Genomic DNA, 14,422 nt, shown 5'->3' on the forward strand with positions numbered 1-14,422 from the left:
CTATACGTTTTACGTGATAGGTCATATCAATGGTAGAACATAAACTTAACAATTTGGGAAATGATAAAGAAAGATAAAATAGAGATTTTGATTGTTACGATGGAAGAAGATTCCTTTGAGATTTATCATGACATAGATCTTTCAACCCTGAGCCGAAAAAAGGTAGGGTTTCAGTTCGGGTACAAAATGAATGTGGAACCCAAATCTGAAACTGTCATCATAACACTGCAGACCTATTTGATGAATGGTGAAAAAGAAATTGGGATGCAAAGTCTTAAAGCAGAATTTCTCATAGAACCTTTCAATAGTTTTGTTATTGGTAAAACAGATGATGGTTATTGGGAGGTTTCATCCCCTAAGGTTGTTGACAAGATGCTAGACGTGTGTGTTGGTGGTCTCCGTGGTATGCTTGTAAAGAATTTTAAGGGTACATCTTTAGAAGGTTTGGTGATACCATTACTCCCTTCGAAGTGCTTTAACGGGCATCGACGAAAAAGAAAATATACTACTTGTCTATTCGTAAACTTCCCTCAATTTTTCCTCAGATAGTTATTCCTCACTGCGACAATACTTTTCAATAAATCCAATGTCTTGTCGGAGGTAATTCACGCATTAAATACTGATATAAAATCACAGAATTAATTTGGAACTTTCGTCTAAATAAATTACATTCACAAACAGAATCTACTAACAATTAAAAAGCGATTAAAGGTATGAGAAAGACTATTCTAATATTGTCGCTCTATATTATTGGCAATGGCTTGTTGTTATTGGGAACAGATTTTAAGTTCACAATACCTATTATTACGTTACAAATTATGAGTTTCTGGGGAACTTACAAACTAATAAAAGACGCTAATCATTTCAAGAAGAAGGAGGAGAAATCAGTTTAATTAGACTAATTGGACTAATTAGGCTAATTAAACTTATTGTTCTCATTGATCATCCAACATCCAACACCCATCACCTATCACCCATCACCCCTTCAGCCTCTTGGAGGATTTCCCTATGGTCAAACGCTAAGTCGGGAAGTTCGGTCAAGAGGAACCATTTTGCTTGTGCAGCATCATCTAATCCACTGACTTCTGCAGGCTTATCAAGAATTGTGTAATAAGCTACGGTGATGATTCGTTCGCGTGGGTCACGATGGACGGCATCGAAGACGCCGACACGTATCAACTCACCAACCATCAGTCCTGTCTCCTCTTTCAGTTCACGACGAGCAGCATCAACGGTTGTCTCATCAATATTCATAAAGCCACCGGGGAATGCCCATTTCCCTTTGCAAGGTTCATTCTTCCGCTGTATCAACAGCAGTTTCATCCCCTCATCACTTCGTGCAAAGACAAGGCAGTCAGCCGTTACGGCTGGGTGTGGATAATTATATGTGTACATCAGCTAAAATTTATATAGGAACTTTCTTTGGCAAAAGTAAGAAAAAGATTCTTTCCATTTGAATATTCTATCCATTTTTTTCTTACCTTTGTGACCTATGGAATTTAGAACCATTGTCAACATTCCCCGTCCAACATTTGAGTTGGAACCTTGTGAACGGATTCTTTTCGTTGGATCATGCTTTGCCGACAATATTGGTAAGCGATTTGTAGAAGAGAAGTTTCGTGCAGTGGTAAATCCCTTTGGGGTGATGTATAACCCTGTGTCCGTGTTACATACGGTGGAAAAGATGGAGGGTCATAGCTTTGATACGGCTGTATTCACATTGGGAACAAACCATGTCTATGTGGAGCGGGCAACAGGTGAGATAGTTGACAACTGCCAGAAACGTCCACAGCGTGAGTTTGAAGAGTGCGAACTAACGATTGAGGCGTGTGTTGATGCCCTGCATGAGGCTATTGCCCTTTTACGACAAGCGAACCCGAAGGTGAACGTTATTGTCACCGTCAGTCCGATTCGTTATGCTAAATATAGCTTTCATGGAAGTCAGTTGTCGAAGGCTGTGTTGTTGTTGGCTGCCGATAAGCTAGTGAAAGACGAAGGCGAACGGATTTATTATTTCCCAGCCTATGAGATTGTTAACGACGAACTACGCGATTATCGTTTCTACAAAGCCGATATGCTACACCCTAATAGTCAGGCTGTTGCCTATATCTGGGAACAGCTTGTGGCAACCTGCTTCTCAGCTGAAGCGAAACAATTTCTTAAAGCGTGGCAACCCATCAAAGAGGCATTGGCACACCGCCCGTTTAATCCAGAGGCAGCGGCATATCAGGATTTCATAAAGCAAACAAAAGAAAAAGCAAGATTATTGAAACTAAAATATCCTAATTTAGAACTCAACTTATAACAAATGGGAGAAATGAATGACAAAGAGATTGAAGATCTGCTAAAGGCACACGATATTAGATTAACAGCCAACCGCATCCTTATTGCACGTACCCTAGCCGGACTTGACTATCCAATCTCCATGAAGGAACTTGAATCAAAAATCCAGACGATTGATAAGTCGAACATATTCCGAACCCTCTTACTCTTCAAGGATCACCACTTGGTACATCAACTTGAAGATGGTAATGATGTGGTACGTTATGAGTTATGTTTCAGCCATGACGTGGAGGAGGATGACGACATGCATGTACACTTCTATTGTGAACATTGCCAACACACCTTCTGCCTTGGAGAAATCTCTGCGCCACAGGTAGATTTACCACCAGGCTACAAACAATTGTCTATAAACTACATGGTAAAAGGCTTCTGTCCTAAATGCGCTCACCGCTATTATATAAAAGGATAAGATGAAAAAAAGGCAAGGATAATACGCTGTATAAAGACTTTTCAGTACCTTTGCATAAGATATAAAAACAATTTAGATAGTAATGAATTATACTATTGAGAAAGTAACGACGCTCATCGGTGCACGCCGTTATGGTGATAAGGATGCAAACATCAGCTTTGTACTTACTGACAGCCGCTCACTGTGTTTCCCTGAAGAAACACTGTTCTTCGCACTTAAGTCTGAACGTAACGACGGACATTATTATATCCCAGAACTCTATGCAAGGGGTGTAAGGAATTTTGTCGTGGAGCTAGTTCCAGAGGGATGGGCTACACGCTATCCTGACGCTAACCTCTTGAAAGTTGTTGACACACTGGAAGCTTTGCAACGATTGGCTGAACGCCATCGTGACGAATACCTGATTCCGATTGTGGGTATTACGGGCTCGAATGGTAAGACGATGGTTAAGGAGTGGCTTTATCAGTTGCTTTCTCCGCAGATGGTTGTCACCCGTTCACCACGTAGCTATAATTCACAGATTGGTGTTCCATTGTCTGTATTGCTACTGAATGAGAATACACAGATTGGTGTCTTCGAGGCGGGTATCAGTCAGCCGGGCGAGATGATGGCTTTGCATGATATCATCCAACCAACCATCGGTGTCTTCACGGCACTGGGTACGGCTCATCAAGAGAATTTCCCATCTATAGAAGCGAAATGCCATGAGAAGATAAAACTCTTCCATGATACGAAGGCGTTAGTCTATTCGGCTGATGAAGAGGTGTTTACGAAGTGCCTGAACGAATATGACTATAAGGGACTTAAGCTCGACTGGTCAGCTAAGAAGCCGGAAGCGGCTTTCTATATCGAAGCCATTGAGAAGAAAGACATTGAGACAACCATCACCTACGTATGGGAAGGAAAGACGGAAGGACAATATAAACTGCCTTTCATTGACGATGCTAGCATTGAGAACTCTGTCACCTGTGCTATCGTTGCCCTCCACCTTGGGGTTACTCCGTCAGCACTCGCTGAACGAATGGCACTACTGGAACCTGTCGCAATGCGCTTGGAGGTGAAGGAAGGACAGCATGGCTGTACGCTTATCAACGATTCTTATAACTCTGATTTCAACTCACTCGACATAGCACTCGACTTTATGAACCGTCGTCCTGACCACATGGGACGTCGTCGTACACTGATTCTGAGCGATATCCTGCAGAGTGGTGACTCGGATAAAGACCTGTATCACAAGGTCGCTTTCCTATGTGAGAAACGTGGCGTTGAGAAGTTCATCGGTATCGGTGAAGGACTCTTGTCACAGCGTTCGGCTTTTAAACATCTGGGTGAGAAGCATTTCTTCGCTACGGTCAACGCCTTTATCCATAGCGAGGTCTTCGCTCGTCTGCACGATGAAGTCATCTTGTTGAAAGGCGCACGCCAGTTTGGTTTCGACCATCTGACAGAACTTTTGGTGAAGAAGGTGCATGAGACGGTGTTGGAAGTGAATCTCAATGCGGTTGTTGACAACCTGAACTGGTATCGTTCGTTCCTCAAGAAGGAGACGAAATTGGTTTGTATGATTAAGGCTGATGCTTATGGCGCAGGAGCCGTTGAGATTGCCAAGACCCTTCAGGACCATCGTGTTGACTATCTTGCCGTGGCTGTTGCTGATGAGGGTGTGACGCTCCGTAAGAATGGTATCACAAGCAATATCATGATTATGAACCCTGAGATGAGTTCTTTCAAGACGCTCTTCGACTATGACCTTGAGCCAGAGGTGTATAGCTTCCGACTCTTGGATGCGCTCGTGAAAGCGGCACAGAAGGAGGGTATCACGGGATATCCTGTTCATATAAAACTCGATACGGGTATGCACCGCTTAGGCTTCGACCCTGAGAAGGATATGGATGAGCTTATCAACCGACTGAAACATCAGAATGCTATCATCCCGCGTTCGGTATTCTCTCACTTCGTTGGCTCGGATGCCGACAGCTTCGATGCGTTCTCTGCTCGTCAGTTTGCACGCTTCGATGAGGGTAGCAAGAAGTTGCAAGCGGCTTTCAAACATAAGATTATCCGTCACATGGATAACTCATCAGGCATCGAACACTTCCCTGAACGTCAGTTGGATATGTGCCGATTGGGCCTTGGACTCTATGGCATCAACCCACGCACAAACAAAATTATCAATAATGTGTCAACACTGAAGACAACGATTCTTCAGATGCGCCACGTACCAGCTGGCGACACCGTTGGCTACTCTCGTAAGGGTGAAATCGACCACGACAGTGTGATTGCTGCCATCCCAATCGGTTATGCGGACGGTCTGAACCGCCACTTGGGCAACCGCCACTGCTATTGTCTGGTCAATGGTCAGAAGGCAGCGTATGTTGGTAACATCTGTATGGACGTAGCGATGATTGATGTCACCGGCATCGATTGTAAGGAAGGCGACAGTGTCGAAATCTTCGGCGACCACCTCCCCGTCACCGTCCTCAGCGATACCCTCGACACCATACCATACGAGGTTCTGACGACCATCAGCAACCGCGTGAAGAGGGTTTATTTCCAGGATTAGAAAAAGGAAGCCCACACATACCAGCCCCTCCCCCTTCCCCTCCCTACGGGGGAGGGGAAGGGGGAGGGGCTACTATTTAATATATTTAAAATGGCAATTATCTACTTACTTCTCGGCATCATCATCGGCGCAAGCATTATGCTGCTATGGATAAAGAACAAATCAACATTAGAGCAGAAGAAAGCTGGTGAGGAATTAGCTGTCCTTCGTAGCCAACTTGACACGGAACGGAGGAATGTTGATGAACGTATTGCTGCAGTCAAAGAGAATGCTCTTCAGCAGCTTGAAGCAGAACGAAAGCATGGCGAACAACTACGCAACGAACTCCAAAAGCAGGCTGAAGCTAAGAACAGACTGCTGCAAGAGGAGGTGCGCAACATGGCTGCACAAATGTTGGCTGAGAATCGGGAGAAGATGAATACTGCCGATAAGGAACGACTCGACGCCCTTCTGGCACCACTGAAAGAGCGTATAGAGGCTTTCAATCAGACGGTTACAAATAACAGCAAGGAGAATGCAGCTAACAAAACAGAGATAAAAACGTCGTTTGAGGCTGCCATGAAACAACTCCATGCGGAGCAGGAGATGACCATTAAGGCGATGCGTGAAGAACAAGAACGTGCCGTAAAGGAACTTCGAGAACAGACTGATCGTATCGGTAATGATGCAGCGTCACTGACAAAAGCACTGAAGGGCGACTCGAAGATGCAGGGCGATTGGGGTGAGATGATTCTTGAAAAGACCCTCGAAGACTGTGGCTTAGTGAAAGACCAACATTTCTTCCTTCAAGAGAACTTCAAGGATGAAGACAATAATAACTATCGCCCAGATGCGGTCATCGTTTTCCCAAATAACGAACGCGCTGTCGTCGATTCAAAGGTGTCGTTGACGGCTTACCAAGCCGCTATCAAGGAAACCGACGATGTTCAACGTGACAAACTCTTAAAAGAACACGTCACCTCTGTCCGTAAGCATATTGACGAACTCTCTGCGAAAAACTATGAGAAGATTGTCCCAGGCTGCATCGGCTACGTCCTGATGTTCGTACCTTATGAGAGTGGCTACTCGGCAGCTATCAAAGGCGACCCTTCCATCCTGCAATATGCTTTCCGTAAGCATATCATTGTCCTTAGTCCAAGTAACCTCCTCATGGCGTTACAACTGACGCGAACCATGTGGCAGAACCATCGACTAAATGATAACGTAGATAAGATATTACAACAATCCAACGACCTCTACGATAAGTTCGCTACCTTTGCCGAAACTTTCCTAAAGATAGGTACCAACATCGAACGACTTCAACAAGACTTCAATAAGGCTAAGGGGCAGCTCAACGATGGCAAAGGCAACATCGTCCGCCGTCTGGAGGGACTCAAAACCTTGGGCATCAACCCCAAGAAACAGATTCCCGAGAACCTCTAAACCCATCCGTCTCCGAATCATATCCCGCACCTCCATGTTGTGGCATTTAGCTCTGTACCGCCTTTTCTCTGTGTGCCAAATGATATTGCGAGGCTTTCGTTATTCACTTCATTTTGTTGGAAGAAAAGGAGTTTATAACAATTAGCCGATTTCGTTTCGCCAGTCAATTGATAAATCTTAGTTCCTGTCATTCCTGTCATTTATAATAGGCGCTTTACTTGTTGTGTTTCAGCAAGATGCATGAAATGTTAAAAGTGACAGCAACTTAAAATAAAACTAATCTCGTATTTTATGCGATAGTTCCTTTATCATTTTGAATACATGTTATTCAAAAGTTTAAAAGTGCTTTTTATCACTAATCTTTTATGTGCCTATTACCATACCCTCTTCTTATAGAGCCCTTATAATGCTTCTATGGCTAAAAGCCTTATCACTACATCCACATTTATCCAAGATAGATTCGGCAAGGTTTTCAAATCCCAATTTGGAAAACACGTCCGTGTTGTGATAAATTCAACCGAAGGAAGTATTTTAACAGCATTAAATTAGGTGAAAAATCTGACGTCTCCAAGTGTTTTGAGAAGCTTGTTTCTCAGGAACTTGGGTTCCTTATAAGATTTTGTTCTGCGGAATTAAGGTTATCCAGAAAAACATTAAATGCTTCGCTCGTTGTCATCAGCGTTCTATGTTATTATTATGATTTTAAAAATTTTATCGCCTTCCATACATCCGAATAAGAAGCACCACTTCTTCCAAGTGCTTCTGCTCGTCGCATGGCTTCTTCCATCTTGCCATCCTTGATGAGTTCTGCTACCCATTTCTCTTGCTTCAGGAATTTCTCCTTCTTATCGAATTGGGCGATATACTTATGCAAGGCATTGATGGCATCGGCGGAGGTGCGCAGATGTCGATTGGTCTTCTCGTAGTGGAGTAGGAACCAATATTCAATGGAAGGCATGCTACATGCAAGTGTGATACGTTCGTTGTCATCATACTTGCGATGCAGTTCTTTGATTTGTCGTCCTTCCTCAGGGTTCCATTGTGACACATCTTCATCAAAGAAGCAGATAACCTCGGCACCATCTGTCAGCCCTTCATCAATGAGCTTATTGATGTTATCCATTGACTCGTTACCAAAGTAACGTGGCTTCATTTCATATACAAATCCAAGCAGTGGCTTGAGATGCTTCAAGTACCAGAATTCCGTGATGCCAGCACCAATAACTCGCTTTTGCGGTTGTTTGATTTGCCGGGAATTAATCTTGCGTGCCATAAGCCTTAGATGTTAGGAAGTGCACCAAATTGACCATTGCTATAAGCGTTGTCAAATCTTGATATTTTGTTCAGTCCTTTGAACTCTACAAGAGAGTATAGGTTAGATGCACCGGACTTATCCTTCTCAACAAACCAGATATTGTCCTTGCGAACAAGGTCATCTATTGTGTTGAGCAAGCCTGGATAATGAGTGGTGAGAAGCATCTGACTCTCGTTGCTGTTGGTGATGTATTCTTGAATGATGAACTCTATCAGCTTTGGATGCAACGATGATTCAATCTCGTCAATCATCAGAATAGAGTCATTCTTTACTGCCTCATAGATGGCTGCTTCCACACCCATCACGCGAGTTGTTCCCTCACTCTCCTGGCGTGTAGATAATTCGTAAATCTCTTGACCACGGTTATTCTCTACCGTATGCTCAAAGTCGAGAACATGCTCTTTATACAAATTTTGAGATGTCAACCGTTCTTTTTCTTCCTCAGTGAAGAGACCTTCCGTCTGAAGTATCTCTGATAAATGAGTAAGATATTGTGCGTCTTTTATTTTATCATTGATACCTGTTATATTGAAGTCCGCTTGATGCATGAATTTAAGTAAATGTGTTTTTAGAGCAGCATCTTCTCCTATCTTATTTCTATAATATCTGCTTACGTTTGTGTGTGGTCCAACCATAGACATGAACTTATCGCGTACCCAAGCACGGACAACATCCACATGTTCCATTTTTATATTCACACGGCCACGTGCTGCAAAAAAAGACTTGTTGGGAAGACAGTTCAGCGTCAAAGCTTTCTGTTCCTCCTGATCAATCTTTTGCACAGCAGGGTTGAATGATAAAACAGATTGCCCATCTTCAAGAACACGTTCAAACACTTTAATTGGTTGTGTGGTCTTGTAATAGGAGAGCTTCTCTTGAAGCACTTGTTGGCGAGTGGCCTTTAACTGATACCAGTAACGAATACCTTCTACCCAAAACTTAATATTAAACTCTGATGGTTGAGAAGGCGTTTCTTTGTCAAGCATGAACTGCTCAAAACCTGTTGGCTCGTCCATGTTTTGGGGGTCAGACACCATAAAATCACGAAGTATAGATATAGCACGCAGCAGATTACTCTTTCCTCCAGCATTAGGGCCATACAAGATTCCTAATTTTAGAAGTCGAGTTCCATTAGGCATTGTCACCACTTGTTGAGCCTCAAATGTGGTGTCTGCTGTGGCTTCAAAGCTGAATGTATTCTCTTCCTTGAAGGATAGCACATTTTTGAATGTAATTTCCTCTATCATATACTTCTTTATTCTATATTGTGCATACAAAAATAGTGTTTTGAATCTAAATCTCCAAATAAATCAATAATTATTTAGTATTCTATTCTTTATATTTGGTGCTTTTTCGCTAATATGCAAAATAGAATTGCGAAATATGATAAGTATCGTGCTTGCACCAATCGAATCATCCATAGCCTCTCGTATAATTGCTGATACTGTAGAGGGTGGACTGATAAAGGCTGTGGATGCAGAAACCAAGGCTAAGAAATTTATGACTTATCTGCACATTGATAGAGCGCAGTACTAATATGCTATTTATGCGAAAGCTGACAAAGGGAAAGAGTGCTAAAGAGTTGGCGCACATAATCATACATGTGATTAGTCCTTTTAAGAAGTGTATAAAATCTATAACAGCAGATAACGGGACAGGCAGTACGTTCCCAAGTCAGCAACTTTTGAATACATCAGTCATCAGCAAATAACCAAGTTCTCAAACAAAATTAACATGTGGCCAAGAAAGAAATTGAATTTCAGAACACTAAGAGAGTGTTTTTACGAAAAAATCAACTAAATTTGCACTTGCTTGTTTAATTCACCGCTGGTTACATGAGAAGGGAAAAACCTTTGGCAACAACTGTGAAGTTCAGATAACTGGTAGTGGAGATAGGAGACTCAACGTTCACTCTATGCGCCATCCTGTCAATGAGAAAAATCAACGCTTTTTTGATTCATATAATCCCAAAAAATATATTCAAAGAATGATACAACAAAAAACATTGTGGGAAAAGCTTTTTCTAATGGTGTCGCTTATCACCTTAATGTCTTGTGCTCATCGCTCAGGACATGGGAAGAAGTTTGCTGAAGAAAATAGATATAAGGTCCAGAGAAGTAATAATTCAAAGACGATAGAACAAGATATGGACCCTGATGCGATTATCCGGGATCAACCAAATGTGAGGACTGCACAACATCGTCATCGGATGGGTGGCTCAGAAATCTTCAAGCGATTTGGTGACGCAGTCTTTATGGTCGTTACTTCCGATGGCGAGGATATGTATCAAGGTTCAGGCTTCTTTATTGGGAAAGATGGATTAGCGGTTAGCAATTATCATGTTTTCAAAGATACAGGAATGGGACTTGAGGCTGTGAAACTTGCAAGCGATGACCACTTCTATAAGGTAAGTCACATTTATGTAAAAGATGAGGAACATGATTTTATATTATTTCGTGTAGCTTGTCAGAATAGTACGTATCTCCCCATTGCGGATAGTCAGCCACAAGTAGGAGATAAGGTCTTTGCTATTGGTAGTCCACGCGGATTAGAAAATACATTCTCTTCAGGTGAGGTTTCGCAATGGCGTGATAGGTATCTTATGCAGATAAGTGCTCTTATCGATCATGGCAGTAGTGGTGGAGCGTTGGTTAACGAATTTGGTGAAGTAGTAGGTATTACCTCGGGGACTTTTGCCGAAGGATCACAAGCTAACTTAAATTATGCATGGAGTATAGATGTTATCAAACCTTATTTGCGACAATAATGAAATCTTTGTTCCTGCTTGCTGAGGCATAATAAGTTAAGCACCTATCATAAATGACAGGAACTAAGATTTATGAGTTATCTAGTAAATTGAAATCGACTAATTGTGGCTCTATAACGAATCGTGTGGGTGGTGTTGATATTCCACCGGTTTGGTGCGGAGGATTAACACCATTGCTGTATATGTAAGGATAGGGATTTAATGTGCATTAAGTGAATTAAAACTAAAGTCAATCTGTATTTTTGTTTAGTTGGAGACTATACTTCCAACAATATTTTTAGGCTCTATGACGAATTACCTATACGATTCGTTATAGAGCCAAAACATATCATAAAATTCAAAGGTTAAAGTTCAAAACTCAAGGGTTGAAAGGGGCGTTAATTCGAATGGAATTAACGCCCTTTTACTTTTCGGGTTGTGAATTATCTTTACAATGTAGAGGGATGAAAGAAGACAGAAGAACATCAAAAACAAAAGAGACAGAATAAAAACAGACCCTACCCACAACCCCATTGGTCAGGGTTTACTTACTGAAACATATCTATCAATTAGTGAAAGCTTTTAATCCCTATCAGTCATTAGACCACACATGTCTAATTTTTACTATGGTATGGTTTCCGATTTGTATTTGATTATCCCTCAGCAAACTGTTTCCTGCACTCCTCCTCTCTGCAGGAGAGGGGGTGAGGGGTGGGGCTACTCTCCCTCCCCGATAGGGTATAATCACGTTAAATAAGTCTAACTTTATACCCGTTAGGGATTGTTCGCTTTGTTTTTCATAGATATTTCGTATATTTGTACCCGTAAAGGTATAAATAGTATGGAGAGAAATCAATTATCAGCCACATTAAAACAACTGCGGAAGGAATACCATCTTACGCAGGAAGACATGGCTTTCAAAGCTGGTGTAGGGCTGCGCTTTGTTCGTGAAATGGAACAAGGAAAAGCTACATTACGCATGGACAAAGTCAATCAAGTGCTTGAGCTGTTCAACCTACAGTTAGGACCAGTACCCATTCCAAAGGACTAATCGCCACTGCTAACTGTGATTTATCGCCACTATTAACTTGTCTACTCGTTCTTATGCCTTACAAACAACTTGTTAACTTGTCCACTCGTTCACTCGTCCACTTAATTACATTCTCTTTGAAAATAATTGCAGAATAATTTGTTTGAATAGTTTTATTTCCTATCTTTGCTCCCGGAACAAACAATTATAAAGAAAAAAGCTGATATGATTTCAACGTTTGTCAGCTACAGAGAGGCAAATACTATAACACCTAAACAGCTATGCGCTGAGGAACTTGACACAATACAACTTGAAAAAGCGATCAACTATTTTTACTGATATTAATTCTATAAACAACTATAACAATGAAAAAGATTTATCTTGCAATAAGCTTAGCTGTATGCTTGGCTTCTGCACCACTTACCACCAACGCACAGTGCACTCGAGCAAAGGCAACGACATGTACTATGAACGAAACTCAAATAGAAAAGCTGCAATTCGCTTATGGTTTTTATAATACCTATATGAACAGCCTTATCTATTCTCAGCTCTCAGACCTTAGTACGGTGATTGCGAAGAAGTTTGTTAGTCCAAAGGTTTTGAAGAAGACTGCTGACATTGGTGCTGACGTACTTCTCAATGCACAGGATTGTGTAAAGGAGAATCTTCAAACACTGAAGATTAAAGCCTTGAATAATGACTGGTTCCGTGTTTCCTTCTCATGGCCAACAGAAAAATACGAAGTTATACAAGACAACATCATTTATATCAAGATAAAGGAGCAGGGCAAGTCGTTTATCATCGAAGACGCTACTACGGAAATGCCAAAACTAACGAAATAGTTGATTCACAATCCTCTGCTAATTCAGAATTCACAATTCAGAATTCATAATTATGATTACCGATATAGTTCAAGGATTAAACTCAAATCATAAAGGTCAAAGTTCAATGCTCAAAGTTCAAAGGTAAAAGAGTTCAAAGTTAATAGCTCAAAGTTCAAAGGATTTCACGCAGCAGAGTAAAGAAATATGTTGACAAAACGATTAAAGAAAAGACTACAAAAAGGGCTTAAAACGTACATTTTTAGCACCCTTGTAAGTGTTTTGTTATCAAGTAGTTGCAGAAGTTGTCTTATAGCAGATTTACTTCACATCATTTTAACATTTAAAATTCAAAATGGGAAGTAAACATTCTAAACACAGAACATTCAGTGAGGACTTTATTCTCACTTTACTTCGTGAGTATTACTCATCAGAAGTGTCAATTAATTTCATCTGTCGTAAGTACGGCATTAATAGTGCCAGCTTTTATCAATGGCAAAAAAAGTATGATTTAGATGAAAAAAAGCTATCTTTGTCGCATGATATTATTACTAAAGTAAAAGCTATGCGTAGTAAGAAAGCTATGGAGAAAGTCCCTCTAACTCGTGAGGAAGAGCTTGAAGAACAAGTATCGAATTTGAAGAAAGCTTTGGAGTATTCTGAACTTCGCAATCAAGGTTTGATGAAAGTCATAGAGATAAGCAGTAAGGAATATGGTGAGGATTTGCTAAAAAAAGCTGGCGCCAAGCAGTAGACAGCCTTCGAGTCAGCAACCCTTGTTTATCAATTGGGCTGCTGAGTGGACTGTTTGGCAAGACTCGTGAAGGCTATTACTCTGTGAGTAAAGAGAAGAGGGAGCATCGTAAACTTACTGAGAAAATTGTCGTACGTGCAGTAATGGATGTTCGTGCAGATGCTCCTCGAATAGGTGCAAAGAAACTTTTGCACATGCTTATGGATATCTATCCTGGCTTAATGCTTGGGCGCGACAGGTTCTACCAGCTAATGCACAAGCATCACCTTATGCTGAAGCCATCCAGATGTCGCCACACCACGAACTCCAATCACAACTATTTCAAGTATAAGAACACGGCAAAAGGAATGGTTCTTACACGTCCTGCACAACTCTGGGTAGCAGACATCACATATATAGATACTGAGGATGGTGTGGTCTATCTTCACCTCATAACCGATGCATTCACTCATGAGATAATCGGATGGAAGCTTTCTGACAGTCTGCAGGCTGTCAATACGCTTGCTGCCCTAGACATGGCAATAGAACATTCACAGGGTATGAATCTCTCGCTGATGACGCACCACTCTGATCGTGGGGTTCAATACTGCAGCAACGCCTACGTGGCAAGGCTGGAGAGTATACACTCGGGCATAAGCATGACTGAAGACTACAACCCTACAGATAATGCAATCGCCGAAAGAGTGAACGGAATAATAAAGCAAGAGTGGCTCTACCACATGAAACGACCGAAGAACCTCGATGATGCACGATGCACTATTGCTGGTATCATAGACTTCTACAACAATAAGAGACCCCATATGAGCAACGGCATGCTTACGCCAAGACAAATGAGAGAAAAGCACTGCAATGTAGCATAAGGGTTTCTGTGCGTTTCATGGTATTAAATTTTGTAAGTTGAAGGAAAAATACTAACTTTGAACATGTGCTACACACGTTCAGACTTCATTGTCAAGATTTATGACTATGTAAAGCGAATCAGTAAAGTTTCCATGGGGGTGTAAAGCTGTTCAGGAAGC

Annotated in this window: 15 protein-coding genes and 1 pseudogene; 13 read left to right on the forward strand and 3 right to left on the reverse strand. The window is 41.5% G+C overall.

Going from position 1 to position 14,422, the window contains the following annotated elements:
- The first annotated feature begins 60 nt into the window (after positions 1-60).
- Together J4856_RS00065 and J4856_RS00070 are read left to right on the forward strand one after the other, a co-directional pair.
- The gene (locus J4856_RS00065; protein ID WP_065367969.1) at positions 61-549 is read left to right on the forward strand and encodes a hypothetical protein; all 489 of its coding nucleotides are present in this window, start codon (positions 61-63) and stop codon (positions 547-549) included.
- A gap of 164 nt (positions 550-713) precedes the next feature.
- On the forward strand, positions 714-893 hold the full coding sequence (locus J4856_RS00070) for a hypothetical protein (RefSeq protein WP_025839795.1): 180 nt from the start codon (positions 714-716) through the stop codon (positions 891-893).
- 70 nt (positions 894-963) lie between these two features.
- On the opposite strand, the gene J4856_RS00075 is transcribed toward J4856_RS00070, so the two are convergent.
- Complete coding sequence (locus tag J4856_RS00075) at positions 964-1,395, reverse strand: NUDIX domain-containing protein (protein WP_065367970.1); 432 nt, start codon at positions 1,393-1,395, stop codon at positions 964-966.
- A gap of 97 nt (positions 1,396-1,492) precedes the next feature.
- Here J4856_RS00075 and J4856_RS00080 point away from each other — a divergent pair, with 97 nt between their 5' ends.
- From J4856_RS00080 to J4856_RS00095, 4 genes are all read left to right on the forward strand, one after another.
- Positions 1,493-2,305, forward strand: a complete 813-nt coding sequence (locus J4856_RS00080; RefSeq protein ID WP_025839796.1) for a GSCFA domain-containing protein — start codon at positions 1,493-1,495, stop codon at positions 2,303-2,305.
- 12 nt (positions 2,306-2,317) lie between these two features.
- Positions 2,318-2,752, forward strand: a complete 435-nt coding sequence (locus J4856_RS00085) for a Fur family transcriptional regulator (protein WP_065368076.1) — start codon at positions 2,318-2,320, stop codon at positions 2,750-2,752.
- Positions 2,753-2,834: 82 nt separating this feature from the next.
- Positions 2,835-5,315, forward strand: coding sequence for a bifunctional UDP-N-acetylmuramoyl-tripeptide:D-alanyl-D-alanine ligase/alanine racemase (locus tag J4856_RS00090; protein WP_025839797.1), 2,481 nt, complete (start codon positions 2,835-2,837; stop codon positions 5,313-5,315).
- A 90-nt stretch (positions 5,316-5,405) separates the two neighbouring features.
- Positions 5,406-6,737 carry a DNA recombination protein RmuC gene (locus J4856_RS00095; protein ID WP_025839798.1) on the forward strand — a complete coding sequence of 444 codons (1,332 nt, stop codon included), beginning with the start codon at positions 5,406-5,408 and terminating at the stop codon, positions 6,735-6,737.
- Positions 6,738-7,431: 694 nt separating this feature from the next.
- Here the strand turns inward: J4856_RS00095 and J4856_RS00100 are convergent.
- The gene (locus J4856_RS00100; protein WP_025839800.1) at positions 7,432-8,010 is read right to left on the reverse strand and encodes an RloB domain-containing protein; all 579 of its coding nucleotides are present in this window, start codon (positions 8,008-8,010) and stop codon (positions 7,432-7,434) included.
- A gap of 5 nt (positions 8,011-8,015) precedes the next feature.
- On the reverse strand, positions 8,016-9,299 hold the full coding sequence (locus tag J4856_RS00105) for an AAA family ATPase (protein WP_025839801.1): 1,284 nt from the start codon (positions 9,297-9,299) through the stop codon (positions 8,016-8,018).
- A 136-nt stretch (positions 9,300-9,435) separates the two neighbouring features.
- Between J4856_RS00105 and J4856_RS00110 the strand changes: the two genes are divergently transcribed.
- The 7 genes and pseudogenes from J4856_RS00110 (at position 9,436) to J4856_RS00135 (ending at position 14,263) form a co-directional block, all read left to right on the forward strand.
- On the forward strand, positions 9,436-9,588 hold the full coding sequence (locus J4856_RS00110; protein ID WP_156766854.1) for a hypothetical protein: 153 nt from the start codon (positions 9,436-9,438) through the stop codon (positions 9,586-9,588).
- Positions 9,560-9,852, forward strand: a pseudogene (locus J4856_RS13415) (IS30 family transposase); the annotation flags it as partial. The gene J4856_RS00110 and the pseudogene J4856_RS13415, both read left to right, overlap by 29 nt.
- 187 nt (positions 9,853-10,039) lie before the next feature.
- Complete coding sequence (locus J4856_RS00115) at positions 10,040-10,819, forward strand: S1C family serine protease (protein WP_044081285.1); 780 nt, start codon at positions 10,040-10,042, stop codon at positions 10,817-10,819.
- Between the two features lie 820 nt (positions 10,820-11,639).
- Positions 11,640-11,849: a helix-turn-helix transcriptional regulator gene (locus J4856_RS00120; protein ID WP_025839803.1), complete on the forward strand. Its 210-nt coding sequence runs from the start codon at positions 11,640-11,642 to the stop codon at positions 11,847-11,849.
- A gap of 344 nt (positions 11,850-12,193) precedes the next feature.
- Positions 12,194-12,670 (forward strand): hypothetical protein, encoded by a 477-nt coding sequence (locus tag J4856_RS00125; RefSeq protein ID WP_025839804.1) that lies wholly within the window; start codon positions 12,194-12,196, stop codon positions 12,668-12,670.
- Between the two features lie 334 nt (positions 12,671-13,004).
- Positions 13,005-13,403: a transposase gene (locus tag J4856_RS00130; protein WP_025840005.1), complete on the forward strand. Its 399-nt coding sequence runs from the start codon at positions 13,005-13,007 to the stop codon at positions 13,401-13,403.
- 83 nt (positions 13,404-13,486) lie between these two features.
- The gene (locus J4856_RS00135) at positions 13,487-14,263 is read left to right on the forward strand and encodes an IS3 family transposase (protein ID WP_025840004.1); all 777 of its coding nucleotides are present in this window, start codon (positions 13,487-13,489) and stop codon (positions 14,261-14,263) included.
- The last annotated feature ends 159 nt before the right edge of the window (positions 14,264-14,422 follow it).

This window comes from Prevotella scopos JCM 17725, assembly GCF_018127785.1.
GTDB lineage: Bacteria > Bacteroidota > Bacteroidia > Bacteroidales > Bacteroidaceae > Prevotella > Prevotella scopos.